Raw genomic sequence first — 22,573 nt, 5'->3', positions numbered from 1 at the left:
AATACCGCTATATCAAGAATTGCCCTACGGCGTCTCACGATGTTTGCTTCTTGACATATCGCTATTCTCTCCGCTTTTGTATGCACCGTAAAGCCCATACGACGACGATTTATACGAATTTCAGAAATACAGAAAGGTCAGGTGATAACAGCATAAAACTGAAAATCGGGTTAAGTAAAACCCACCAACTCAGAATTACCGAATATTCAATTTCAAATCTTAATCAAAAAGGAGCAAAACACAATGAAAATTATCGTAGTAAAACCCTTTCAGAATCCAAAAGTAATGGAAATCGAACACACCTTAGAAGCTATGCAGAAAATCGTCGGAGGGTACATCGAAGCCGTTTATCCGTTCGATGACCCCGATGTGGCTCTTGTCTGCAACGAGGAAGGCAAGCTCGAAGGTTTAACCCCGAACCGCTTTTTACTGAATCGTAACAATGGCATTTGTGATTTCATTTGTGGCGACTTTTTCCTCTGTTACGCCCCTGCGGACAGCGAGAACTTTGAGAGCATGCCCGACAATCTCATTCAGAAGTACATTGAAAAATTCAGCGCAAAGGGGGTCAGAATATGAGATATTTTACAGACTGTAAAACCGCCGAGGAGCTAAAAAAAGCATATCGGACGTGGGCGAAGAAGCTACACCCCGACCTCGGCGGCAACGCCGAAGAATTCAAGGTTATGCAAGCAGAATACGAAAAGCTGTGGGAGCGGCTCAAAAATGTTCACCAGAACGCGCAGGGAGAGACCTACACCAAAGAAACGGACGAAACGCCGCAGGAGTTCATCAACATTATCAATACCCTTGTCAAACTGAACGGCGTACACGTTGAGTTGTGCGGCTCATGGATTTGGGCAAGCGGAAACACTCAGCCTTACAAGGACGTTTTGAAATCGTTAAAATTCCGATGGGCGCACAAAAAGAAAGCATGGTATTATCATTCTGAGCCGTATCGCAAGCGTAGCCATCGAGAGCTAACACTTGATGAAATCCGTGATATGTTCGGCAGTCAGAGCTACTCAGCCAAAGCCGAGGAAGAAAAGAAGCTGAAAGCAGTTGTATAAGGTTGAGGGAGCGAAAGCTCCCTTAATCCATATTCTCGCCCGCCGACCCTCGCAATCGAGATTGCGACTTTTTTGTTCTGTCAGTCGTTGCATTATCATCAAAAACTGACCCTTGTATTCTTTGTAATGCTTGAAATCTCTAGTGATCCCATCCCGATCGCACGCAAGCGTGCGTCGGGATGGGATATAAATGTATGCGCGCACGCGCGTATGCACGCATGAAATACTATATTATATTACTTATATTTTTATAATAAGGATTGCTTTTTGGTATACTTTTGTGGTATGATTTATTTGCTACATAATTACATTTTAATATGCAAATACTTTTGCTATCGTTATGCTTCATTTTTCTTTGGTAAAAATGCAAGCTCGCTTTTCAATGCCGTAATGATAGCAGTGAAATGTAATTGTGTAGCAACAAGAATGAGCTATGTGTTTTTCGGCGTGGCTCGATTCGTTGAGCTACGCTTTTTTTATTGCATTTTCAATAATCTTGTGATATATTGGTCTTGCGACACAATTTTATAGATTGTATCACTAATATAGTGTGTGTTTTCTTTTTAAAAACACACGCTCTATTCCACTTGCTATATTAGTGATTCGGAAATTGTGTCGCAACAATCGGAGCTGTGTTTTTGGCGCAGGCTTCGGCTTGCGCTTTTTTATTTGTCACACACAGCAAGTATGCGTGTATATATATTTGTAAAACATAAAAACTTTTCTATTCTTCTAATCATCTATTTCAATAGAAAAGCCCAAGAAAGGAAGATGAAAATGAAGAAAAAGCTATCCCTGTTTCTCGCGGTTCTGATTGTGGTGCTCACGGTCTTGACCGCCCTGCCGACTGCCGCCGCGAACTCCGACAATCTCGCCGACAGCGGCGCGGATGTTTCACAGCTCGCCGACAGCGGTGTGGACGCTCCGACAATCACTAAGATAGAAAACCGCAGTAACGGAATCTATCTGGAATGGTCGAACGTCGGCGCGTATCAGTACGGTATTAATATATGTACTGCCGACGATGTTGAAACGACCTACACCACCTCATGCAGTCTGCTTTACAAGAACGTCAAGGTCGGCACTACCTACTATTTTTATGTGTTCGGCGCGGACAAAAACAAAGACCCTGTCACCGGTTATGGCGACACCTTTATCAAATACTCGAATTCCACTCAGCCGACGGTTGCTCCTACCACAAAGCCCACAACAGCTCCGAAGCCGACGGTCGCGCCTACCACAAAACCCACCACGGCACCCAAGCCGACCAAGCTCAGCACCCCCATGATTACCGGCTTTGACAGCGTTGACAGCGGCGTGAAAATCACTTGGGGAAAAGTATCGGGCGCAGAGGTATATCGCGTCTACTACAAGAGCAGTGACGGATGGACGAAGATAGGCGAAACTTCTTCTAATTCATTTGTTCATCCCAATGTTAGCTCGGGTACAACCTATACCTATACCGTTCGCTGTATGAACGCGAAGATGACCGAATTCACCAGTGATTTTTATTCTGCGGGATGGACGTATACATATAATATGGACACGCCCCAAATCACCAAATTAGAGAGTATGACGAACGGTGTTAAAATCACATGGGGCAAGGTTCCCAATGCCGCCAAGTATCGTGTGTATTATAAGAATGGCAACGGCAACTGGGTCAAGATGACCACTACCGCCGCGACCTCATACCTCGATACCGATGTAACCAAAGGCACAACCTACACCTATACCGTTCGCTGTATCAGCGCTGATGAAAGCCGCTTTACCAGCTCTTATAACAATAGCGGTTGGCGGTATGTTTACTCGCCTGTTCCATTGGGCGAATCGGCGATTTATACCGCGGGCGACACAGACCTTGACGGACAGGTCACCGTCATGGACGCTACCATGATTCAGTATGTTCTTGCCAACCTCAAAACCGATACCAACAACGCGGTCGCTACACTCGGCAACGTGAATCCGTCCGATGATTTCGATATCTCCGACGCAACCTTTATAATGAGGAAGGTCGCGTCTGTCGCGATACCGTCCACCGTCACGGTCGGCAAGAAAAATGTCACGCTCGCGCTCCCCGAATCAAACAACTATTCCGCTCCTGCCGTAACCGCCGCTTCTGCCGCTGACGGTATCAAGCTGTCATGGAACAAGGTATCTGGCGCACCGCTCTACCGCGTATTCCAAAAGTCGGGCGGCAAGTGGTACCACTTGGCAGATACGACCGCTTTGTCTTATACTGACACGAACGTCAAAGGCGGATCGTCATACAGCTACGCCGTCCGTTGCGTGACGGCTGACCATCAAAAGCACCTTTCGCCGTTTTCTTCCCTTTTAACTCATACCTATTCCCCCTCAGTGCCTCCCACACAGGCTCCCACTCAGCCTGCCACACAGGCACCTACCGTAAAGCCTACGGAACCGACTCCTACCGGAACCGTCACTCCTACTGTTCATGTCTATGACGGCAAGATTTCCGTATCATGGAGCGCCGTAACAGGAGCTACGAAGTACGTTGTTAAGACTTACTTCGCGAGTCAGGGTATTAACAATCCCTTTGACACGAAGACCGTTACAACGACCTCTACTACGATGAACCACGTGTTCACGAAAAAGGCAAACCAGTCTTACTACGGCGAGACGTTCCTCACGGCCGTCATCGCGTATAAGAACAACACAGCTGTCACAACTGCAAAGCCTGTCAGTACAACTACTGTGCAGAAGGCTATCAGCCGCAGAGGTAACGAACGTATCCGCACTATCTTTACTGTCAACAGAGACATCAACTTCTGCAATGTCTGCAGTAAATGGATGAAGAACGCATACCAGACTAATCTGATGGGCAAAATCAGCCCTGACGAAGCTTGTATGAGTCATCAGCCTTATCACAAAGGCGCAGACAACTGCCCGGCTTCAGCTTATAGATGCTGGCGTGTCAACTGGCCATCCGGTCTGATGAATTACGAACAGAGTGACAATGCTAATTATTATCAGTATTGGAGTATTGTCGATACCAACTGGGCGTATGATTACTATCCCACTGTTACAACTGCTCCGAGCATCTCTTCTATTCAGAAGGTAAGCTATACGAAGGAAATCCATCCTCAGCAGTTGGATAATACTATGCCGGCAAGCGAAAAGACTGACCCTGCTCCGCTTATGCAAGCGGACGGTGCTCTGGAAATCTCCTTCAAGCCTGTTGACAATAATATCAAAATCTATGATATCTGGGTCAAGACAACTGACGCGAAGTCTGTCAATAAGCTCACTCAGATTCCCAATGAGGGAGATAAACACAATCATGTCCCCATGTATAACTGGTTTGACGGCAGATGGACTTATGACGAGAAATACAATGACTGGGCGGTCATCGGTTTCCTCCTCGTGACAGATAAAGGCTATACGAGCTACAGCTACTACACCGAGAACAAGACGGTTGCGATGGTAAACAAAGCCGTCACAACGACTAATCTCTCCACTCTCGTATACACTCTGCCTAACTGGTACGGTAACGAGTACAATTCCTGCTATGACTGGAACATGCTTGATAACAATACCAAATACGAGTTTGCTATTCAGCCCAGATTGGACAGAAGGGCCAATGACCCGTCTGCAATTGCATCCGGTTCTGCAAACTCTTCTTACTCCGACACTGTCCCGGCAGCGCCCAGAGGCCAGACCAAGTCCTACACCTGGACCGGTCGTGACTATGAGTATTATACAGAAAACAATGCTTACTTCCAGGGAGCGTCTTTCAGAGACGACGGTATCAAAACCAAATCTCTTGAATTATATGCGGAACAGAGAAATCTCAACTGGAAAACTTGGGGTGATTTCGAATTATTCCAGATTGGTCATGATGACCGTACGGGCAAAGACTATATCAAAGACTCAGTAAACATGTCCCTTGTCAACGGTTACCGCATTCCCGCTCGTACCAACTTCCAACACAATGGAAGTATTTACGAATGGAAAGGTTACAATAAAGACGGTAATTATGCACTAAGCACCAGAAGTGCGGTAATTAAACACTCAAGCACACATCATGAAGGAAACACAGTCAATATCACCATTGCGTCAAACGGTGTTTACGCAAGAACGTCTATGTATGACGTCTGGTCTAAACGTAATAATTATGGCAAACACATCACGTTGGTTGACCATAAAATTCCGTATTATGACCCGTTGTGCTATGAATTCACCATTGACGGTCAGTACAGATATTACTATGAGAATATCGACGCGAACTTCGTGAAGCAGAGACCGTCTAACTACACGCCTGCGGTACCGGATTCGAAGGCTACAAGAAAGAGTACGAATGAACACTTGTATGAAAGTGAGATTCGTCCGGACCTGTATAAGAAGTAATTAGGTAAACCAAACAACCCTAGGACAGGTAATTTTCCTGCCTTGCGGCAGGAAGGTAAAAGGTAAAAGGTTTTCCCAAAAAGTTAACAACCAGTACATCAAATTCACCTCGAAAAATGGTATAATTCTATTAGAATGTATCCCATTGAATCCGAGGTGAATTTTTGTTTATGGCTGAAAGCCTTATGTTTACAAAAGCTCGAAAATTGGCTCCTAAAATTGTGATTCTCTCAGACTTTATCCGCAAAAGGTACGGCGAGAAAGATATGACCAACCAACTGAAAAGAAGTGCAACGAGTATCGGGGCAAACCTCGCCGAAGCCCATTACGCAGAAAGCACCGCCGATTTGCTTCATAAACAGAAAATAGCTTTGAAAGAAGCGAACGAAACAAAGTATTGGCTCGAAGTGCTTTATGAAAGCGGCTACCTCGCCGAGGCAGATTACAAGGGTGCAAGCGGAGCCGTCGAGGAAATCATAAAGATAGTAGCAAAATCCGTCAGCACATTATCGAAAAGGTCATCTTAAATATGTGAAGAAGAAAGCCCACGTGACACGCGCAACGCGCGTGATCACGTGGGATTTTTTGTTTGTATGCAGTATATAAAGTACAAGGGTAGGATTAGTTGAAAGGCGGTTGCCGCCGTCGGCTTTGCCTCGACGATACAGTTTGCGGCGGTGCGGACGATGTTGTATAGCAGTATAAACCCTATGCTTTAAATCTAATATTAATTATATATATAGTAAATATCGCGCGCACGCGCGCGGGTACATTATTATATTTATGCGCGTATGCGCGCACGCGAGAATTAACGCATGAAAACCCTACATGCATAGGTTAGAAGATAGTGTGTAACGCATTGTCGTACCGATCAGGCGGTGCGGACGATGATGTTTCGCGGCGTGCGATTCTTTTGGCGACCTTTTAAAATGCGGAATAATTATAAAAACCTTAGACATTAAGCCGTTTCTGGTAGCATAGCGACCTTTACGACTTTTATTTGCTATATCTATTTATATAATATAATTTTTAGTTTTCAATATTTATAGAAAAAAAGATAGTAAAGGTCGCCAATATCGAAAAAACTCACATATACTCACGTTTTTTCTTCCGATTTTGTAAAAGAAAAGGTCGCCGAATAGTCGCAAAAGTTGATAAAAGTCGGTTGCGCTTCAAGGCGGTACTGTGAAACCGCAAGTCAGTGTTATAACAATATGTTGAGTTCCACTGAATTGTTTGTTAAATTGTGATTTAATTCTAATTTAGAATAAAATACACATTATTATTCTATATATGATATAATAACGTCGAAATAACACAATATATTGTAAAAAATTTCGTGCACGCTATTGACAAATGTGAAAAATGCGCTATAATGTGTTGTGTAATGAGGATTTGCCTTGCGCAAGTTCTCATTTTTCTTTTTTCGTGAAAAATGTGATACATCCAAAAAAAGAAAGAAGGTAGTTATATGGCTAGAGCCATAGGAGAGTTATACGAAAGTGTAGCTAAAAGGTCAATCGAGAAGTATTCCTCGAAAGGAGTTCCGCCGCCTGAGAAAGCGCGGCAGGAATTGCTAGGCGAAATACAGACAGAGGTGATTATGCATAATGCGGCGGTTGGTTCTCCGCGCTTGCGTGTGCCAACTGAATTACCGAATGCGATAATTTCGGCAATGATACGCGCTTTTTATCCTGTGCGCATGATTTCTGTCACAGGTAATGTACACGCAAAGCGAAAGGATTGCATTTTATGTACTTATTGTGCTACTGGCGAAAATGAGGGTATCTACACCCAAGACGACGATGAGTTGTACGCAATCGCTAAAGCATACAAGTTTGATTTGACCTCTAGAGATTTCAATGAAATTAGAGCGGACTTGGAAAAGACAGCTTTGAAAGCTGTACCAGATAATCGTTACGACTCGACAATTGTCGCAAACGGAATATACAACTTTACTACCGGAAAGCTTGAGAATTTCAATCCAGACCGTGTATTCCTTTGCAAACCGAACATTTGTTATAATCCCTATGCAACAAATATTTCTATATCCAACCCTGACGGATCATCTTTTGATGTGGATTCATGGTTAGCCGAAATTGCCGACGACCCTGAAATCAACGACTTATTTTGGGAAATCATCAACGCGGTAATTAGACGCGTTTCGTTAGACGTTATGATATTGTTTTATGCTCCGTCTGGGTGTAACGGCAAGGGAACTTTTCTTACCCTACTGAGAAACATTATGGGTGAGGAAAACTGCGCGTCCATTTCTCTGGAAAAATGGGCGGAAAAATTCGACACGTCTATGATTATTGGAAAGTCAGCAAATTTTGTTGACGAGAATGCAGTTAAGGGCTACGCCGCTTCTATTGATGGGCTTAAAGCATCCATCACAAATGACGTTTTGACGGTGCAGGCTAAGTTTAAAGAGCCGGTTGCTATTCGTTTTCGCGGCACACAGATTTACTGCGTCAACTCCCTTGTCCGCATTGGCGACGGTACGGAATCCGCGTATCGTCGAATGTTGACCGTACCTTTTGAAAAATCGTTTACAGGCAAAGAAAATAAAGCTATAAAGCGTGATTATCTCTGCCGAAAAGAGGTACTTGAATATGTCGTAAAAAAAGCCCTAGAAATGGGGGCTTTTGACGAATACACAGTTCCCGCAAAGTGTGAGGAACTAAAAAAGAAATACATGCAGAACAACGACCCGATTCGCGACTTCCTAGCCGAGATTTTAGGGCAATGCAAATGGAAAATGCTTCCTAACTCATTCCTATATGAGTTATATAAAAGTTGGTACATGAAGTATTGTACTGGAAAGCCGCAGGGGCGAAACACATTTTTGGAAGGCATGAGGAGAATCATACAATCCGAATATTCAAATTCATGGCGTTTAACGCGCAGTGGCGGAGAGAAACGCAATGGTTTAATGGATGACGCTGAACCCCTAATTATGGAGTATAACCTACAAGATTGGATGAACCCTTATTATTTTGGTTCCGACCCCGGCAAGAGATGTTTACCCTCACTTCGCGAGAAGTATGAAGGAATTGTAAAAATATAAGTGTTGGATAAAACCATCTATTGTATTTTTCTGCGCGCGCTCAAAAGAGCGCGCGCACCCCAAAAAATTATTATTTGAATGCTTAGAATATTTATAATATGAAGGAAGAATTTGTAATGAATAAGGAAAATTACGTTCCTCGTATGAGGACTATCGAAAAGGCGTATCGAGAGATTTTAAATAGCGACCCGCAATCATGTATTACCATGCGTGGACTGCGCAGAATTATTGATGAACAGCGGATTAACTCCGTTAAAATCGGCACAAAAACATGGCTGAATTTAGATGAATTATTTGCGTATTTTAGTAATTTGTGTTATAATAAAGGTGATGAAAGTTATGACCTTTTTTCTTCCTTGCAGGAGGTTAAAAAGTAATGGCTTCAATGAAAAAGCATATTAAGAAGAACGGTGAGATTAGCTATCGCATTCGCGTACTGGCTGGTACACGACCTGACGGAACACAGGATGTCAGGTCGTGTACATGGGTCGCTCCCAGAGGCATGAGCGAAGCGAAAGCAGATAAGGAGGCAGAACGACAAAAAGCAAAGTTTGAAGATGATGTATACAATGGCAGAATTGCCGAAATGCACCCGAAGTTCTCTGACATGATGTCTGAGTATATTAAGCATTTGGAAAAGCTAAACAAGCATAGTGAGGGAACAATCGACACATATTGCGGATATCAAGAGCGAATCAATGATTCAATCGGTGATATGCGTGTTGATAAAATCGAGATTAAGCACGTTCAGCAGTTGATTTACGATTTAGCTGACGGAAACAAGAAAAAAGGATTCAAACCACTCGGTGAAAAAACGGTTAAGAATTATCGCTCTTTTGTGAAAAGAGTTCTCGATTATTCGTACCGCACAATCAATCTCGCGAGAATCAACCCTGCTCCGTATGCTGAGATAATCGGTAAACCGTCTCAGGAAAGAGAAGGATATAGTATTTATGAGGTCAAAACTATTCTAAATGCTATTTCAGAATCCAGTCTAGCAACGAAATACAAATTGTTCATTGTAATTGCGGTGTTTTGTGGACTGCGCATTGGAGAGGTAGCCGGAATACGGTATTCACATATTGATGGAAACACTGTGAATATCGAGAAGCAATTGAGGAACACCAAAAAAAGAGGTAAACAAGAGCTTCGAACCAAGAGCCCGAACAGCGTTAGAACCATAGTTTTACCTGGGATTGCAAATGAATTGCTCGAACAGCTAAAGAAAGAACAAAAAATTGAAAAAGTTGTTTTGGGTGAAGCATGGAAAGATGATGATTTTGTTTTTCATAATAACCGTGGTGATAAAATTCACCCCGATTATCCGCGTAAAGTTTTATCAAAATTCTGTAAAGATAACGGTCTCCCCTATAAAGCTCTCCATAGTTTCAGACATACATTTTGTTCTGAGTTGGTGGAAAATGAAAAGGCAAGTGAGATATCAATTAAAGATATTTCAAAAGCGGCAGGGCACGGCGACACAGCAATTACTGAACGTTGCTATGTGCATCGAAATAAAAAGCCTGTATCAAAAGCCTTTGAAGTTTACGAACGAATTTTAGTCAGTTGACAAAAAACTTGACAAAATGATTCTTCGCAAAAGAGAAAAGCTCAGAAACAGCTTATTCAAGCCATTTCTGAGCCAAGATAGTGGTCGAGGTGACAGGATTTGAACCTGCGACCTCTTCGTCCCGAACGAAGCGCGCTACCAAACTGCGCCACACCTCGATAAAACAGCCCCGAAATGTATTCGGGGCCAATGGCTGCGGAACTAGGATTCGAACCCAGACATACAGAGTCAGAGTCTGCTGTGCTACCCTTACACAATTCCGCATTGCACTTTTACTATTATAATCAAAAATTCTGATATGTCAAGTGGTTTTCTTATATTTTCTTTTTGATTTTCATTTCATCTATTTCTTAGCGGTGCGGATATCCTCACCGATGAAATCCAGCCTGTCGCATGAACCGATCAGGCGTGATACAAAGCGCTGGGAGTAGGTTGTGATCAGTTCTTCTAATTGCAGATTGGTGCTGATGATCATAGGTTTGTTCGCCAAGATCCGTGAATTGAACAGATTATAAACACAGGAGCGTGTGAAATCCGATACAAACTCCGTGCCCAGATCATCTAAGATCAACAGATCGCACTTGAGCAGGGAGTTGAAGGTATCCTCCTGCTCATTATAGCGATAGTTGAAATGCTCGCGCTCGAGCTTGGAGAGGATCTGCGGAGCGGAGGTGTAGATGACGGACACGCCCTTTTTGATGACCTCGTTGGCGATGGCGAGGCTCAGATGGGTCTTGCCCAGTCCCGTACCGCCCTTCATCAACAGGCTTTTGCTGTGCGTATTGAAGGTGTCGGCGTAGTTGATACAATACTGATAGATATTAGTCATCCTGTTGTACGGGATCTTGCCCATCGCATCGGGTTCTTTGCTGTAATACTCTGTGCTGAAATTCTCGAAGGTACACTCACTCAGCGGCAGGTCGGCGCTGAGCTGTTCACTCGCGACGTCCGCCATGAGTTTTTGCAGGCAGTCGCACACAGTGGTACGATTATCTTCTTCGATGTAGCCGGTATCACCGCATTTGGCGCAGTAATAATGAGGCTCCAGGATCGCTTTATCGATATGATGCGCTTCGAGCAGCTTTTCCTGATCATCCTGTAATAGCAGGCTTTTCTCGCTGAGCTGTCGGAGCTTGTCGTTCTCACCGGGTGTATTGGTGACGACAGCCTTTGCGATCGCCGCGCCGATGCTGAGCAGCTCGCTGTTGATCTCACTCAGCCGCGGGATCTCTTTGAAAAGCTGTTCACGGTTGAAGTCCGCCATCCGCAGCGCCTGTTGACGGCGTTCGGACAAGCGTTCTTTTGCGATATGATAGATTTCCTGTGAATAAGGCATGATGTTTCCTCGTTACTTTTGTATGATGATTAGTCGTCGAATAAGGATGTATCCTCGTATTTCTTGACGTCAAAGGACGCGCCCTCTACCGAGAATACGGAGCCCTTGCCGCTCTTTGGCTTGGACTTGGGCTTTCTTTGCTTGGCGCTTTCTTCCTTTTGGAGCGTGTCGATGGATTTGATCCCTTTTTCATACCAGCGTTTGAGGATCGCATTGATATAGCTGATGTTATAGGTACCCTTGGTGTTGACACAGCGTTCATACGCTTCGGTGATCATCTCGTCACTGAACTGCCATGTGTTGAGCCAGCGATCGGCGTTTTCCATCTGCGCTTTTGTGGGATTGCCGACATTGCGGATGCCGAGCAGCTTGGACACACTCCCCCATGCTTCACGCGAAGCTTTCATGCGGGCAGTCTCCTGACCGGCTTCGTCAACGGTTTTGATCCCTTTATCCGCCCATTGGATGCCATAGCGCTCGATCGCGCGCATATTGGCGCTTCCGATCGAATCCAGATAAGTCAGGAGCATCAAAATCACATCGCAGGGAAGTCCGAAGGAATCGTACAGCATCACGATGGTGGCGGTATCTCCCGGAGATAACGGCTTGTTCAGGATCCTTTGTACTTCATCTAACAGTTCCGCTAAGATGGTGTTTTCCTGCAATAACTTCGACACAAAAATCGGATCGGGACGCTGTGCGCGGGAGATCGTCGTGCGAGGCTTTTTGGGAACTTCCTCCGCGAAAACGGGCTGAGTAGTTGTGACAGCAGGTTGAGATTGCGGCGCGGACGCGGGAGCCAGCCCGTCATTCTGTTGTGTGAGCAGATCGCGCTCGATCCAGAAGTCAACGGCATTTTGCACTTCCTCCGCGGATAAGCGCAGCGTGTCGCCGATTTGTTCGGCGCTGTTATTTTCATCCGAATGACGCAGCAGATACAGCAGTACCTTGAGCTGAGATTCGGAGGCGATCTTGATATGTTGATCGACAACGGACGAGGGTACGGCGAATACGCTCTTCCACTGACCGAGATTGATTTGAATTGACATTTCTTTCACCTTAAACGAAGATTAAAAATCATTATAGCACAAATTATACGGAAATTCAATTTCTATGAGAAATATAGAAGATATTTTGTCAGCTTGCTTGACGAATCCGGTTTTCCGTATTATACTATCAGGTAGATTCGCGGATGTAGTTCAATGGTAGAGCGCAACCTTCCCAAGGTTGATGTTGCGGGTTCGAGTCCCGTTATCCGCTCCAAAGGTTCGCTCAGGCGAGCCTTTTTCATTATTGATGAATTTGAGGTGTTACATATGAAATATACCTATATCCCCCGTGGTGTTTGCTCACGCATGATCGAACTGGAGATCGAGGATGACGTCATCAAGAGCTGTCGCTTTTTAGGCGGCTGTAACGGCAACTTGCAGGGCATCGGCAGACTGGTGCAGGGCATGGAGGTCGATGAGGCAATCGAGCGCTTGGAGGGCATCGACTGTGCCGGCAGAGGCACTTCCTGTCCCGATCAGCTCGCGCACGCGCTCAGAGCGGCACAGGAGTCATAATGCAAAATGTACTGAGGATCATCGCGATCGTGATCGAGGTGATCTTTCTGCTGTGGTTCCTCTTGCCCATTCGCTTTCACATCTTCAAGGCGGGCAATCTGCTGGGTGTCGCCATTTGCCTGATTGCGCTGTTTCGGACGGCTTTAAGCTCAGTGTACCATCAACTGGACGCGTTCATGCTGCAAAACCCGATCACCAAGATCATCTGGCTCATCATCAAATACGGCTGTATTTTGTTTGCGGTCTACGCCGTTATCGTCAGCATTTGCATGATCGTCGCGATGAAGATCAAGCCAAAGAAGAACGCGACCGCGGTCATCTTAGGCGCGCAGGTAAAGCCGTGGGGCGCGAGCAGACTGCTGTTACAGCGGATCAAAGCGGCGGAAAACTATCTTGATCAAAATCCTGCGGTAAAGGCGATCGCGAGCGGCGGTCAGGGAGATAACGAGCCGATGAGCGAAGCGGCGTGCATCTTGGAGAATATGCGCAAGGACGGCGTCGATCCGGACAGGATCATCGTCGAGGATCAAAGCGTCAACACCGAGCAAAACCTGCTCTATTCCGTCAGGATCCTCAGGGAGCGTCAGCTCGGCGACAGTATCGCGATCGTATCCGACAGCTACCATCAATTAAGGGCGCGGATCATCGCGTACAAGATCGACCGCAAGCTTTCTGTCGGCGCGGTCAATACCGTCAACACACGTTTCGGCTGGTTCATCTATCCGTCGTTCTTTGTGCGGGAATGGATCGCCATCCCTGTCGAGATCGTAAAAAAGCTCGGCAGACCCGCCCGCCATCGAAAGTTTTAGGGTCATATGTGAACTTACCGATTCCAATAACAAAAAACAGCCTTCCCGATTCGGGAGGGCTGTTGTAGTATTCGGGTGTTATCCTTCCAGCTCGCCGAGAGACAACGCTTTGAGATAAGCGTTGATAAAGCCGTCGAGGTCGCCGTCCATCACGGCGTTGACGTTACCGGTCTCAAACGAGGTGCGGTGATCCTTGACGAGGGTGTACGGCATGAAGACATAGGAGCGGATCTGGGAGCCCCAGGTGATCTCCTTCTGCACGCCCTTGATATCCTCGATCTTCTCGAGGTGCTCGCGCTCTTTGATCTCCATCAGCTTAGAGACCAGCATCTTCATCGCGACGTCACGGTTCTGATACTGAGAACGCTCCACCTGTGAAGCGACCACGATACCCGTCGGGATATGGGTCAGACGTACCGCGGACGAGGTCTTGTTGACCTTCTGACCGCCCGCGCCGGACGCGCGGTATACATCCATCTTGATCTCCTCGGGAGGAATCTCGACCTTGATATCGTCATTGATCTCGGGCATGACCTCGAGGGATGAAAAGCTCGTGTGTCGTCTGCCTGCGGAATCGAACGGCGATACGCGCACCAGACGATGTACGCCCGCCTCACCCTTGAGATAACCGTAGGCGTTTTCACCTTCGATCAGGAGCACGGCGCTTTTCAAGCCCGCTTCATCACCGTCGAGGTAGTCGATCTCCTTGACATTGAAGCCGTGCGCGGCAGCCCAGCGCGTATACATACGATAGAGCATCTCCGCCCAGTCCTGCGCCTCGGTACCGCCGGAGCCGGCGTGGAAGGTCAGGATCGCGTTATTCTTATCATATTCACCGGTCAGCAGGGTTTCAAGACGCTGACGGTCGATATCGGCACGGATGCCGTCGAGCTCCTGCTGAGCTTCTTCGATCAGACTCTCATCCTCTGCCTCATCGCCCAATTCGATCAGCGCCAGCGCGTCCTCATAGCGCGCTTCGAGCTTCTCATACTTTTCGACCTTGGCTTTTAGGTTGGCGGTACGCTGGAGAATCTTCTGTGAATTCTCCATATCATCCCAGAATCCCGGCTCAGCGGCGCGGTTCTCGAGCTGCTGGATCTCGCTTCTCATCTGACCGAGTCCCAGCGCGGACGCCAGATCATCTATCTCAGGCTTCATCGCCTCTAAATTCAATTTCAGTTCTTCAAATTGCAGCATAAAATTCCCTCATTATCATTCATCCGTGTACCATGATAAAGTAACGCGTTACCTGATACAGCAGATACAATTATAATACAAAGGCGGTGGAATGTAAAGATGAATATTGCATAATTCATCCATTCCTCTCTGTATAATTATTGTTCTAAAAAAATAAAGTTGCAGAACGGCTGAATATTTGGTATAATATACTGACAAATAGATTTGATATATAACTTGAGCTTTCGGGAGGAGGTGATCCTCCCCTGAGATAAGGAGAATTTATGGATTATATCGGTAAAAAATGTCCTGTGTGTCAAAAGTATTTCCACGCGGATGACGACGTTGTCGTATGCCCCGATTGCGGTACGCCCCATCATCGGGAGTGCTACGAGTCACTGGGTCACTGCAGTAACGAAAACCTGCACGATCAGGGCTATGATTATCAGGAAGATAAGGAAAACACCGCCGAGACGGACGGTATGAAGATCTGTCCCTCCTGCGGCCACGCCAATGACAACAGCCACTTTTTCTGCGGACAATGCGGCGCTCCCCTGTCCCCCGGTCAGGCGCCTCGTCAACAGCAGGCTCCCCCGCAGGGCGCGGGTATCCCGTTCGGTCAGCAGCAGAATCCGCAGGGCGGCAATACGGCTTTCAACATGCCGTTCATGGATCCGCTCGCGGGCGTCGACAGCAATACGGACTTCGGCGACGGGATCACTGCCGGGGAAACAGCAAAATACGTCAAGCAGAATACGCCGTATTTCATTCGTGTGTTCCACAACATCAAGACGATGAACAAGAGCAAATTCAACTTTGCCGCGGCGCTGTTCACCGGCGGCTATCTCTTGTATCGAAAGATGTACAAGATCGGCGCGGTGTTCGCCTTTATCCAGCTGGCGCTGATGGCTGTCGAGTCATACTTAACGATCGCTTACAGCTCCCTGTATACGGAGTTTTTGAACGCCTATTCACAGTCGTTGTCGTCCGGCAATCTGACGGGCGGGATCACAGAGTATATGCAGGGGCTCGACGCGATGCAGATCTTGGTGCTGTATCTGCCCACACTGGTCGAGGCGGCGCGGATCGTGATGATGATCGTGTTCGGTATCTGCACGAACCGCATGTACTTCAAGCACTGTAAAAAGCAGATCAAGAAGATCAAGGAAAATGCGACACTGGGTGAGAATCCCGAAACCGTCTTACAGACAAAGGGCGGCGTCAACACCGGTTTGGCGATCTCGCTGATGATCACCTATCTGGTCATCATGTATCTGCCCAATATCATTATAGGATTTATGTAATTCTGATGTTTCAGAGAAAGGATAGTAACATGAAAATCACAAAAGCAGTTATCCCCGCTGCGGGACTGGGCACCAGAGTGCTCCCCGCTACCAAAGCGATGCCCAAGGAAATGCTCCCCATCGTCGACAAGCCCGCCATCCAGTACATTGTCGAAGAGGCGGTGGCGTCCGGTATCACCGACATCCTGATCATCACCAACCGCGGCAAAGGTATCATGGAAGATCACTTCGATAAAGCCCCCATGCTGGAAGAAACCCTCGAAAAGGCGGGTAAAACGCCTCAGCTGAACGCGATCAAGGATATCCACAAGCTCGCGAATATCCAGTATGTGCGCCAGATCGAGACCAAGGGCTTAGGTCACGCGGTATCCAGAGCGCGCAGCTTTGTCGGCAACGATCCCTTTGTCGTCATGTACGGCGACGACGTCATCATCGGCGATATCCCGGCTACCAAGGAGCTGGTCGACGCGTACGGCACTTTCGGCAAGGGCGTGCTGGGTATCAAGCCGGTCTCCGAGGAAGCGATCAAGAAGTACAGTTCCATGAAGGTGGAGAACATCCATGATAATGTGTTCAAATGTACCGATATGATCGAAAAGCCGCAGCGCAAGGAGGATATCTTCTCCCTCTACTCCATTCTCGGACGCGTTGTCCTGCCCGCTGAGATCTTCGAGATCCTCGATCACACCAAGCCCGGCGCGGGCGGTGAGATCCAGCTGACCGACGCGATGGCGGAATTAGCGCGCAGCAGCGGTATGACGGCGGTCGAGTTCAGCGCCAAGCGTTACGACATGGGCAACAAGCTCGGTATCCTGCAGGCGAACATCGAGGTCGGCTTGAAGCACCCCGAGGTCGGCGAGGATCTCAGAGCGTACCTCAAGGAGCTCGCGACAACCTTATAATGACGATACGGAGAGCGCAGCGATGCGCTCTCTTTGTTTGTAAAGTATCATAATAAAGTATCTCCCTTCGGTCGATCAATTAATGCAATCCCTCCGCCTCGTACCTCGGCACCTCCCTTTACCAAAGGGAGGCTTTTTTCTGCGCTCTCTTTTTTTTGACAAAAAAGTAACAAAATTATAATCTTTTAATTCCTAACAATCATCAACCGCAGAATAAAAAGAGTATAATAAGGAACGAAAATCGGGACAGAAACGATTAAACCCCACTCATATACGATCCCACCCCCTTGGAGGTACCATATGAAAGCAGTTATCACGGTGCTCGGCAAAGACAGCGTCGGCATCCTCAGCAAGGTGTCCACCGCGTGCGCCGAGGTCGGCGTGAATATCATCGAAGTGACCCAGAGCGTGCTGCAGGATATGTTCGCGATGATCATGCTCGCGGATATCGGCTCGGCGACCATCGCCTTCGATCAGCTCCAAAAGAATCTGGAGAAGGTCGGCGAGGACAACAACCTGAAGATCCACGTGATGCACGAGGATATCTTTAACAGTATGCACAAGATCTGAGGTGTACTATGCTGGAAACCAAAGACATCTTAGAAACCATCAATATGATCGACAACGAGCACCTCGACGTAAGAACCATTACGATGGGGATCTCGCTGATCGACTGCATAGACAGCGAGATCGACAGGGCGTGCGACAAGATCTATGACAAGATCTGTCTGTACGCGAAGGATCTGGTCAGGACAGGCGAGGATATCTCGCGCGAATACGGCATCCCGATCATCAACAAGCGGATCGCCGTGACCCCGATCGCCATGATCGCGGGCGTATGCCAGACGCAGAAGATCCTGAAATTCGCCAAGGCGCTTGACCGTGCCGCGGATACCCTCGGCGTCAACTTCATCGGCGGCTATTCCGCGCTGGTGGAAAAAGGCTTTGCCGCGGGCGATTACGCGCTGATCGAGAGTATTCCGGAGGCGCTTTCCGTCACCGAGAGAGTTTGCTCCTCCGTCAACATCGGCTCCACCAAAGCCGGTATCAATATGGATGCGGTGAAGATGATGGGTCAGACCGTCGTCGATACCGCCAAGCTGACCGCCGATAACAACTGCATCGGCGCGGCAAAGCTTGTCACCTTCTGCAACGCGGTGCAGGATAACCCCTTCATGGCGGGCGCTTTTCACGGCGTCGGTGAAGCGGACTGTGTCATCAATGTCGGCGTATCGGGTCCGGGCGTGGTACGCGCCGCGGTCGAAAAAGCCGATTGTCAGAATATCACCGAGGTCGCGGATCTGGTCAAAAAGACCGCGTTCAAGATCACCCGTATGGGTCAGCTGGTCGCGAAGCAAGCGTCAGAGCGTTTGTCCGTGCCGTTCGGCATCGTTGATCTCTCCCTCGCCCCTACCCCGGCTGTCGGCGATTCCGTCGCGCATATTTTGGAGGAAATGGGCCTCGAGATCTGCGGCTGTCACGGTACCACCGCGGCGCTGGCGCTGCTCAATGACGCCGTCAAAAAGGGCGGCGTGATGGCGTCGTCCCATGTCGGCGGACTGTCGGGCGCGTTCATCCCCGTATCGGAGGATCAGGGCATGATCCACGCCGTCAAAGAGGGCGCGCTTGATATCACCAAGCTCGAGGCGATGACCGCCGTGTGCTCCGTCGGGCTGGATATGCTGGTCATCCCCGGCGACGTGACTCCCGAGACCGTCTCCGCGATCATTGCGGATGAAGCGGCGATCGGCATGGTGAACAGCAAGACCACCGCCGTGCGCGTGATCCCCGCCATCGGCAGAAAAGCCGGTGATGAACTCAATTTCGGCGGACTTTTGGGCGCGGGTCCCGTTATGCCGCTGCGCAAGGGCGATCCGAGCGGCTTTATCCACTTAGGCGGCAGATTGCCCGCTCCCCTACAGTCGTTAAAAAACTAAGAACTACTATTGCCCCGAATCGTCTTTTCGGGGTTTCATATCGAAGGATCGAGGTGTGATGGATGCAGGATCTATTGAAGCGCATCATCAAAATGGATGAACAGGCGCGTAAAATCGAACAACAGGCGAAGGATGAAAAGATCAAGAGCGAGGCGGAAGTCGAACAGCTCAAGGAACAGATCTACAACGATTATATCGTCCGCGCGAAGGATCGCGTCGAGAAGAATATCGCGGTCGATCGTGAGAACGCCGAAAAGAGATACGCGCAGGCAAAACAGCATCAGCAAGACATGAAGCAGGAAATGAACCGGCTGTATGAGCAGAACAAGGACAGTTGGGTCGATGAGATCGTAAAGCGCGCATTGGCGTGACAGGATATCAGTTGAGATTGCCACAGCCCTGACACGCGTGTCAAGAGCCTCGCAATGATAATTTGATATACAGTCCTGCTTTAGTGCTTTTATCAACACAGAAAGGTGGTGAGTGCATGGCAATCATTAATCCCGCCTCCGCGATTATCGCGAAGATCAAAACCAAATACGGCAAGCGCCTGACGGACAAGGACTATCGCGCGATGGTCAAATGCGAATCCGTCGGCGACGTGGTGCAATATCTCAAATCCTACACTCATTATCAGGTGTTTCTCGATAAGGTCAGTAACGATATCCACCGCGGCAACCTCGAACAGCTCATTCGTGAAAGGCAGTTTGAGGAGCTTTTGACGCTGTGCAAGTACAATCAGGGCGATACGCCCGTGACGAAATACATCCTGCGAAGCACGGAGATATCGGAGCTGATGAAGTTCATCACGCTGCTGTCCATCGGACGTCCGAGGGAATACCTCTTCTCTCTGCCGCTGTATTTTACACAGCATACGGATATCGCGCTGGAGAAGCTCTCTTCCATCCACAGCCACAAGGAACTGGTGAGCGTATTGGAGCGCACCGACTACGCGGATATCCTGCGGCAGTTCCCGCCCGATGAGAACGGCGATTATGATCTTGCCGCCATCGAGGACGCGTTGGAGAACGATAATCTCGATCAGCTCTATACCGATATCGGATCGATCAAAAATAAAAAGGACAGGAATGAACTGATCAAGCTGTTCGACACCCTGTCCGATTACCAGAACTACTCCCGTATCATCCGACTCAAAAAGAATTATCATCTGAGCAATGATGAGATTAGAAAGCATCTGCTGCGATACGGCAAGCTCATGGGCAAGAATCTTGACAGGATCTTATCCAAGGAAGAATATGAGGAGATCCGCGAGGAGCTCAAGCGCACCGGCGTCGGCAAAAAGGCAAAAACCATCGACGCGGACAGCGAGATGGCGGTACAGGGCAGCTTTGAGATGTGCCGTCGGCAGCTGTACTTTTCCACCAATCCCGAGATCGTGCTCCTCGCCTATCGCATCGTATCCCTGACGGAGCTCAACAACGTGATCGCTGTCGTGGAGGGCGTTCGGTATCAGATCGAGCCGGATAAAATCTTAGAAATACTCATCCTGTAAAGTTGAGGTGAAAATATGGCATTGGAAAGAATGAAGCTCGTCAACGTCATCGGCTTGATGAGCTATCTGGATGACGTCGCCGCCGCACTCGGTCAGACGGGCGTTTTCCAGCCGGATGAAACCGCGGAGTTCTACTCGGATAACGAGAACATGATCCCCGTGAACGCATCCAATGAATTTGAACCGCTGCTCGAAAGGCTCAGGGAGCTGATGAACGGCGCCGGTATCAGACCCCGGATCGTCGATCTTCCCGAAGAAAAGGATCTGGGCTTTGAGGAAGCGAACCGCTTTGTCGGCGATACCGCCAGAGAGCTTGGTTCGCTGATCGAGAGGCGCGACACACTGCGTCGGGAGATCAACGTCTGTACCGAGAATATCGAAAAGGCGGAACACTATGTCGATCTGACGCTGGATATCAACAAGGTCAACGACTGTGAGTATATCTTTACCCGCTTCGGCAAGTTGCCTAAGGACAGCTACATCAAGCTCGACAACTACAAGGAGAATCCGTATGTCGAATTCTTCCCCTGCTCGCGCGATGATCTGTACTACTGGGGCGTGTATGTCGTTCCGGTCAGTGAGGCGGATAAGATCGACAGGATCTTTTCCCGACTGTATTTTGAGCGGGTGGAGCTCGATGATATCCACGACACGCCGTCGAACTACGTCAAACAGCAGAAGGAGCTGAAAACACAGCTTGAAGCACAGGTAAAGACGCTCGACAAGGAGATCGACGACTACGCGAAGCGCCATACGGATGATATCCATAAGATCTTCACCTCGCTGTGCCGACATCACGCGTATCTGTCCATCAAGACGCACGCCTGCAAATACCGCAAGAGCTTTGTGCTGGTCGGATGGATCCCGGCGGAATATGAGGGTCAGGTCGAGAACCTGCTCTCCGCGATCGAAAGCGTGGAGGTGACCTTCACCAACGCGAAGGATGAGATCAAGCACTCACCGCCGGTCAAGCTCAAAAACCCGTTCTTCTTCCGGCCGTTCGAGTACTACACCGAGATGTACGGACTGCCGAACTCACAGGAGATCGACCCATCGGGCTTTATCGCGATCACCTATACCCTGCTGTTCGGTATCATGTTCGCCGACGTCGGTCAGGGCATCATGCTGCTGATCGCCGCGATCATCATGCTCAAGGTCAAGAAGATGCCGCTGGGAGCGCTGCTGATCCCCTGTTCGATCTGCTCGACGATCTTCGGCTTCATCTTCGGCTCGGTATTCGGCTTTGAAGAATTGCTCACGCCGGTGTACAAAGCGCTGTTCGGGCTGAAGGATAAACCCATCCACGTGATGGAGGGCGAGACGACCAAGATGCTGATCTTCGGCGCGGTCGGGATCGGCGTGGTGCTGTTGATGATCGCTATGATCCTCAACATCATTTCGTGTCTGAAACGCAAGGATATCGGAGGAGCGCTGTTCGGCGTGAACGGCGTGAGCGGACTGGTGTTCTACACCGCGCTGGTCGCGGGACTGGTCTGCACACTGCTCTTGGGCGTCAACATCATGACGACCCCCTATATCATCGGACTGATCGTCCTGCCGCTGATCCTGATCTTTCTGCGGGAGCCCTTATCCAAGAAGCTCCGCGGAGAGAAAAAGCTCTTTGAGGGCGGCTTCGGGTCGTTCTTTGTGGACAACTTCTTCGAGATGTTCGAGGTACTGCTCAGCTACGTGACCAACACGATGAGCTTTTTGAGAGTCGGCGCGTTCGTGCTGGTACATGCCGGTATGATGGAGGTCGTATTCGTCATGGCGGGGATGTTCGGACCCGTCGGATCCACCATCACCATCATCTTGGGCAACGTTCTGGTCATGGCGCTCGAGGCACTGCTCGTCGGCATCCAGGTGCTCCGACTCGAATACTACGAGATGTTCAGCAGATTCTATATCGGCGACGGCAGAAAATATGAGCCGGTCAATGTGAAGAATTTGTCATAA

Annotated in this window: 19 protein-coding genes and 3 tRNA genes; 17 read left to right on the top strand and 5 right to left on the bottom strand. The window is 48.4% G+C overall.

Going from position 1 to position 22,573, the window contains the following annotated elements:
• Nucleotides 1-243 precede the first annotated feature (243 nt).
• From JKK62_RS04315 to JKK62_RS04285, 7 genes are all read left to right on the top strand, one after another.
• The gene (locus JKK62_RS04315) at nucleotides 244-579 is read left to right on the top strand and encodes a DUF3846 domain-containing protein (protein WP_186833352.1); all 336 of its coding nucleotides are present in this window, start codon (nucleotides 244-246) and stop codon (nucleotides 577-579) included.
• Nucleotides 576-1,070, top strand: coding sequence for a molecular chaperone DnaJ (locus JKK62_RS04310; RefSeq protein ID WP_186833353.1), 495 nt, complete (start codon nucleotides 576-578; stop codon nucleotides 1,068-1,070). The genes JKK62_RS04315 and JKK62_RS04310 overlap by 4 nt, the downstream gene beginning before the upstream one ends.
• A 777-nt stretch (nucleotides 1,071-1,847) precedes the next feature.
• Nucleotides 1,848-5,435, top strand: coding sequence for a hypothetical protein (locus tag JKK62_RS04305; protein ID WP_186833354.1), 3,588 nt, complete (start codon nucleotides 1,848-1,850; stop codon nucleotides 5,433-5,435).
• 170 nt (nucleotides 5,436-5,605) lie between these two features.
• On the top strand, nucleotides 5,606-5,962 hold the full coding sequence (locus tag JKK62_RS04300; protein WP_186833355.1) for a four helix bundle protein: 357 nt from the start codon (nucleotides 5,606-5,608) through the stop codon (nucleotides 5,960-5,962).
• 944 nt (nucleotides 5,963-6,906) lie between these two features.
• Nucleotides 6,907-8,505 (top strand): DNA primase family protein, encoded by a 1,599-nt coding sequence (locus JKK62_RS04295; RefSeq protein WP_186833356.1) that lies wholly within the window; start codon nucleotides 6,907-6,909, stop codon nucleotides 8,503-8,505.
• Nucleotides 8,506-8,621: 116 nt separating this feature from the next.
• Complete coding sequence (locus JKK62_RS04290) at nucleotides 8,622-8,882, top strand: hypothetical protein (RefSeq protein WP_186833357.1); 261 nt, start codon at nucleotides 8,622-8,624, stop codon at nucleotides 8,880-8,882.
• Complete coding sequence (locus JKK62_RS04285) at nucleotides 8,882-10,075, top strand: tyrosine-type recombinase/integrase (protein WP_186833358.1); 1,194 nt, start codon at nucleotides 8,882-8,884, stop codon at nucleotides 10,073-10,075. The genes JKK62_RS04290 and JKK62_RS04285 overlap by 1 nt, the downstream gene beginning before the upstream one ends.
• Before the next feature lie 81 nt (nucleotides 10,076-10,156).
• On the opposite strand, the gene JKK62_RS04280 is transcribed toward JKK62_RS04285, so the two are convergent.
• From JKK62_RS04280 to JKK62_RS04265, 4 genes are all read right to left on the bottom strand, one after another.
• Nucleotides 10,157-10,233 (bottom strand) — tRNA-Pro (locus JKK62_RS04280).
• A gap of 32 nt (nucleotides 10,234-10,265) precedes the next feature.
• Nucleotides 10,266-10,339: transfer RNA gene (locus tag JKK62_RS04275), tRNA-Gln, on the bottom strand.
• Between the two features lie 79 nt (nucleotides 10,340-10,418).
• The gene (locus JKK62_RS04270; protein WP_186833359.1) at nucleotides 10,419-11,411 is read right to left on the bottom strand and encodes an ATP-binding protein; all 993 of its coding nucleotides are present in this window, start codon (nucleotides 11,409-11,411) and stop codon (nucleotides 10,419-10,421) included.
• 29 nt (nucleotides 11,412-11,440) lie between these two features.
• A complete protein-coding gene (locus JKK62_RS04265; RefSeq protein WP_186833360.1) occupies nucleotides 11,441-12,460 on the bottom strand; it encodes a DnaD domain protein in 1,020 nt (339 codons plus the stop codon).
• A gap of 139 nt (nucleotides 12,461-12,599) precedes the next feature.
• Between JKK62_RS04265 and JKK62_RS04260 the strand changes: the two genes are divergently transcribed.
• From JKK62_RS04260 to JKK62_RS04250, 3 genes are all read left to right on the top strand, one after another.
• A tRNA-Gly gene (locus tag JKK62_RS04260) sits at nucleotides 12,600-12,674 on the top strand.
• Nucleotides 12,675-12,727: 53 nt separating this feature from the next.
• Nucleotides 12,728-12,976: a TIGR03905 family TSCPD domain-containing protein gene (locus JKK62_RS04255; protein ID WP_186833361.1), complete on the top strand. Its 249-nt coding sequence runs from the start codon at nucleotides 12,728-12,730 to the stop codon at nucleotides 12,974-12,976.
• A complete protein-coding gene (locus JKK62_RS04250) occupies nucleotides 12,976-13,785 on the top strand; it encodes a YdcF family protein (RefSeq protein WP_186833362.1) in 810 nt (269 codons plus the stop codon). Before JKK62_RS04255 ends, JKK62_RS04250 begins: the two co-directional genes overlap by 1 nt.
• A 78-nt stretch (nucleotides 13,786-13,863) precedes the next feature.
• Here the strand turns inward: JKK62_RS04250 and prfB are convergent, their stop codons facing one another.
• Nucleotides 13,864-14,982, bottom strand: a complete 1,119-nt coding sequence (gene prfB / locus JKK62_RS04245; protein ID WP_186833363.1) for a peptide chain release factor 2 — start codon at nucleotides 14,980-14,982, stop codon at nucleotides 13,864-13,866.
• A gap of 263 nt (nucleotides 14,983-15,245) precedes the next feature.
• On the opposite strand from prfB, the gene JKK62_RS04240 reads away from it, so the two are divergent.
• The 7 genes from JKK62_RS04240 to JKK62_RS04210 all read left to right on the top strand — a co-directional run bounded on the left by JKK62_RS04240 (nucleotide 15,246) and on the right by JKK62_RS04210 (nucleotide 22,573).
• Nucleotides 15,246-16,265, top strand: a complete 1,020-nt coding sequence (locus JKK62_RS04240; RefSeq protein ID WP_186833364.1) for an RING finger protein — start codon at nucleotides 15,246-15,248, stop codon at nucleotides 16,263-16,265.
• Between the two features lie 29 nt (nucleotides 16,266-16,294).
• Nucleotides 16,295-17,167 (top strand): UTP--glucose-1-phosphate uridylyltransferase, encoded by an 873-nt coding sequence (locus JKK62_RS04235; RefSeq protein ID WP_186833365.1) that lies wholly within the window; start codon nucleotides 16,295-16,297, stop codon nucleotides 17,165-17,167.
• A 300-nt stretch (nucleotides 17,168-17,467) separates the two neighbouring features.
• Entirely contained in the window at nucleotides 17,468-17,737 is a 270-nt protein-coding gene (locus JKK62_RS04230; protein WP_186833366.1) for an ACT domain-containing protein, read from the top strand.
• 8 nt (nucleotides 17,738-17,745) lie between these two features.
• Nucleotides 17,746-19,104: a PFL family protein gene (locus tag JKK62_RS04225; RefSeq protein WP_186833367.1), complete on the top strand. Its 1,359-nt coding sequence runs from the start codon at nucleotides 17,746-17,748 to the stop codon at nucleotides 19,102-19,104.
• Between the two features lie 62 nt (nucleotides 19,105-19,166).
• On the top strand, nucleotides 19,167-19,475 hold the full coding sequence (locus JKK62_RS04220; RefSeq protein WP_186833368.1) for a hypothetical protein: 309 nt from the start codon (nucleotides 19,167-19,169) through the stop codon (nucleotides 19,473-19,475).
• A 116-nt stretch (nucleotides 19,476-19,591) separates the two neighbouring features.
• On the top strand, nucleotides 19,592-20,617 hold the full coding sequence (locus JKK62_RS04215) for a V0D/AC39 family V-type ATPase subunit (protein WP_186833369.1): 1,026 nt from the start codon (nucleotides 19,592-19,594) through the stop codon (nucleotides 20,615-20,617).
• 15 nt (nucleotides 20,618-20,632) lie between these two features.
• The gene (locus tag JKK62_RS04210; RefSeq protein WP_186833370.1) at nucleotides 20,633-22,573 is read left to right on the top strand and encodes a V-type ATP synthase subunit I; all 1,941 of its coding nucleotides are present in this window, start codon (nucleotides 20,633-20,635) and stop codon (nucleotides 22,571-22,573) included.

The sequence above is a fragment of the Ruminococcus difficilis genome, assembly GCF_016680995.1.
The sequence above is the reverse complement of the archived record's forward strand: the minus strand, read 5'-3'. Positions and strand labels throughout refer to the sequence as shown.

Bases quoted from the DNA above. Each gene is read 5' to 3' on its own strand.
- JKK62_RS04315 (WP_186833352.1), top strand. From the start codon at position 244: ATGAAAATTATCGTAGTAAAACCCTTTCAGAATCCAAAAGTAATGGAA.
- JKK62_RS04310 (WP_186833353.1), top strand. From the start codon at position 576: ATGAGATATTTTACAGACTGTAAAACCGCCGAGGAGCTAAAAAAAGCA.
- JKK62_RS04305 (WP_186833354.1), top strand. From the start codon at position 1,848: ATGAAGAAAAAGCTATCCCTGTTTCTCGCGGTTCTGATTGTGGTGCTC.
- JKK62_RS04300 (WP_186833355.1), top strand. From the start codon at position 5,606: ATGGCTGAAAGCCTTATGTTTACAAAAGCTCGAAAATTGGCTCCTAAA.
- JKK62_RS04295 (WP_186833356.1), top strand. From the start codon at position 6,907: ATGGCTAGAGCCATAGGAGAGTTATACGAAAGTGTAGCTAAAAGGTCA.
- JKK62_RS04290 (WP_186833357.1), top strand. From the start codon at position 8,622: ATGAATAAGGAAAATTACGTTCCTCGTATGAGGACTATCGAAAAGGCG.
- JKK62_RS04285 (WP_186833358.1), top strand. From the start codon at position 8,882: ATGGCTTCAATGAAAAAGCATATTAAGAAGAACGGTGAGATTAGCTAT.
- JKK62_RS04270 (WP_186833359.1), bottom strand. From the start codon at position 11,411: ATGCCTTATTCACAGGAAATCTATCATATCGCAAAAGAACGCTTGTCC.
- JKK62_RS04265 (WP_186833360.1), bottom strand. From the start codon at position 12,460: ATGTCAATTCAAATCAATCTCGGTCAGTGGAAGAGCGTATTCGCCGTA.
- JKK62_RS04255 (WP_186833361.1), top strand. From the start codon at position 12,728: ATGAAATATACCTATATCCCCCGTGGTGTTTGCTCACGCATGATCGAA.
- JKK62_RS04250 (WP_186833362.1), top strand. From the start codon at position 12,976: ATGCAAAATGTACTGAGGATCATCGCGATCGTGATCGAGGTGATCTTT.
- prfB (WP_186833363.1), bottom strand. From the start codon at position 14,982: ATGCTGCAATTTGAAGAACTGAAATTGAATTTAGAGGCGATGAAGCCT.
- JKK62_RS04240 (WP_186833364.1), top strand. From the start codon at position 15,246: ATGGATTATATCGGTAAAAAATGTCCTGTGTGTCAAAAGTATTTCCAC.
- JKK62_RS04235 (WP_186833365.1), top strand. From the start codon at position 16,295: ATGAAAATCACAAAAGCAGTTATCCCCGCTGCGGGACTGGGCACCAGA.
- JKK62_RS04230 (WP_186833366.1), top strand. From the start codon at position 17,468: ATGAAAGCAGTTATCACGGTGCTCGGCAAAGACAGCGTCGGCATCCTC.
- JKK62_RS04225 (WP_186833367.1), top strand. From the start codon at position 17,746: ATGCTGGAAACCAAAGACATCTTAGAAACCATCAATATGATCGACAAC.
- JKK62_RS04220 (WP_186833368.1), top strand. From the start codon at position 19,167: ATGCAGGATCTATTGAAGCGCATCATCAAAATGGATGAACAGGCGCGT.
- JKK62_RS04215 (WP_186833369.1), top strand. From the start codon at position 19,592: ATGGCAATCATTAATCCCGCCTCCGCGATTATCGCGAAGATCAAAACC.
- JKK62_RS04210 (WP_186833370.1), top strand. From the start codon at position 20,633: ATGGCATTGGAAAGAATGAAGCTCGTCAACGTCATCGGCTTGATGAGC.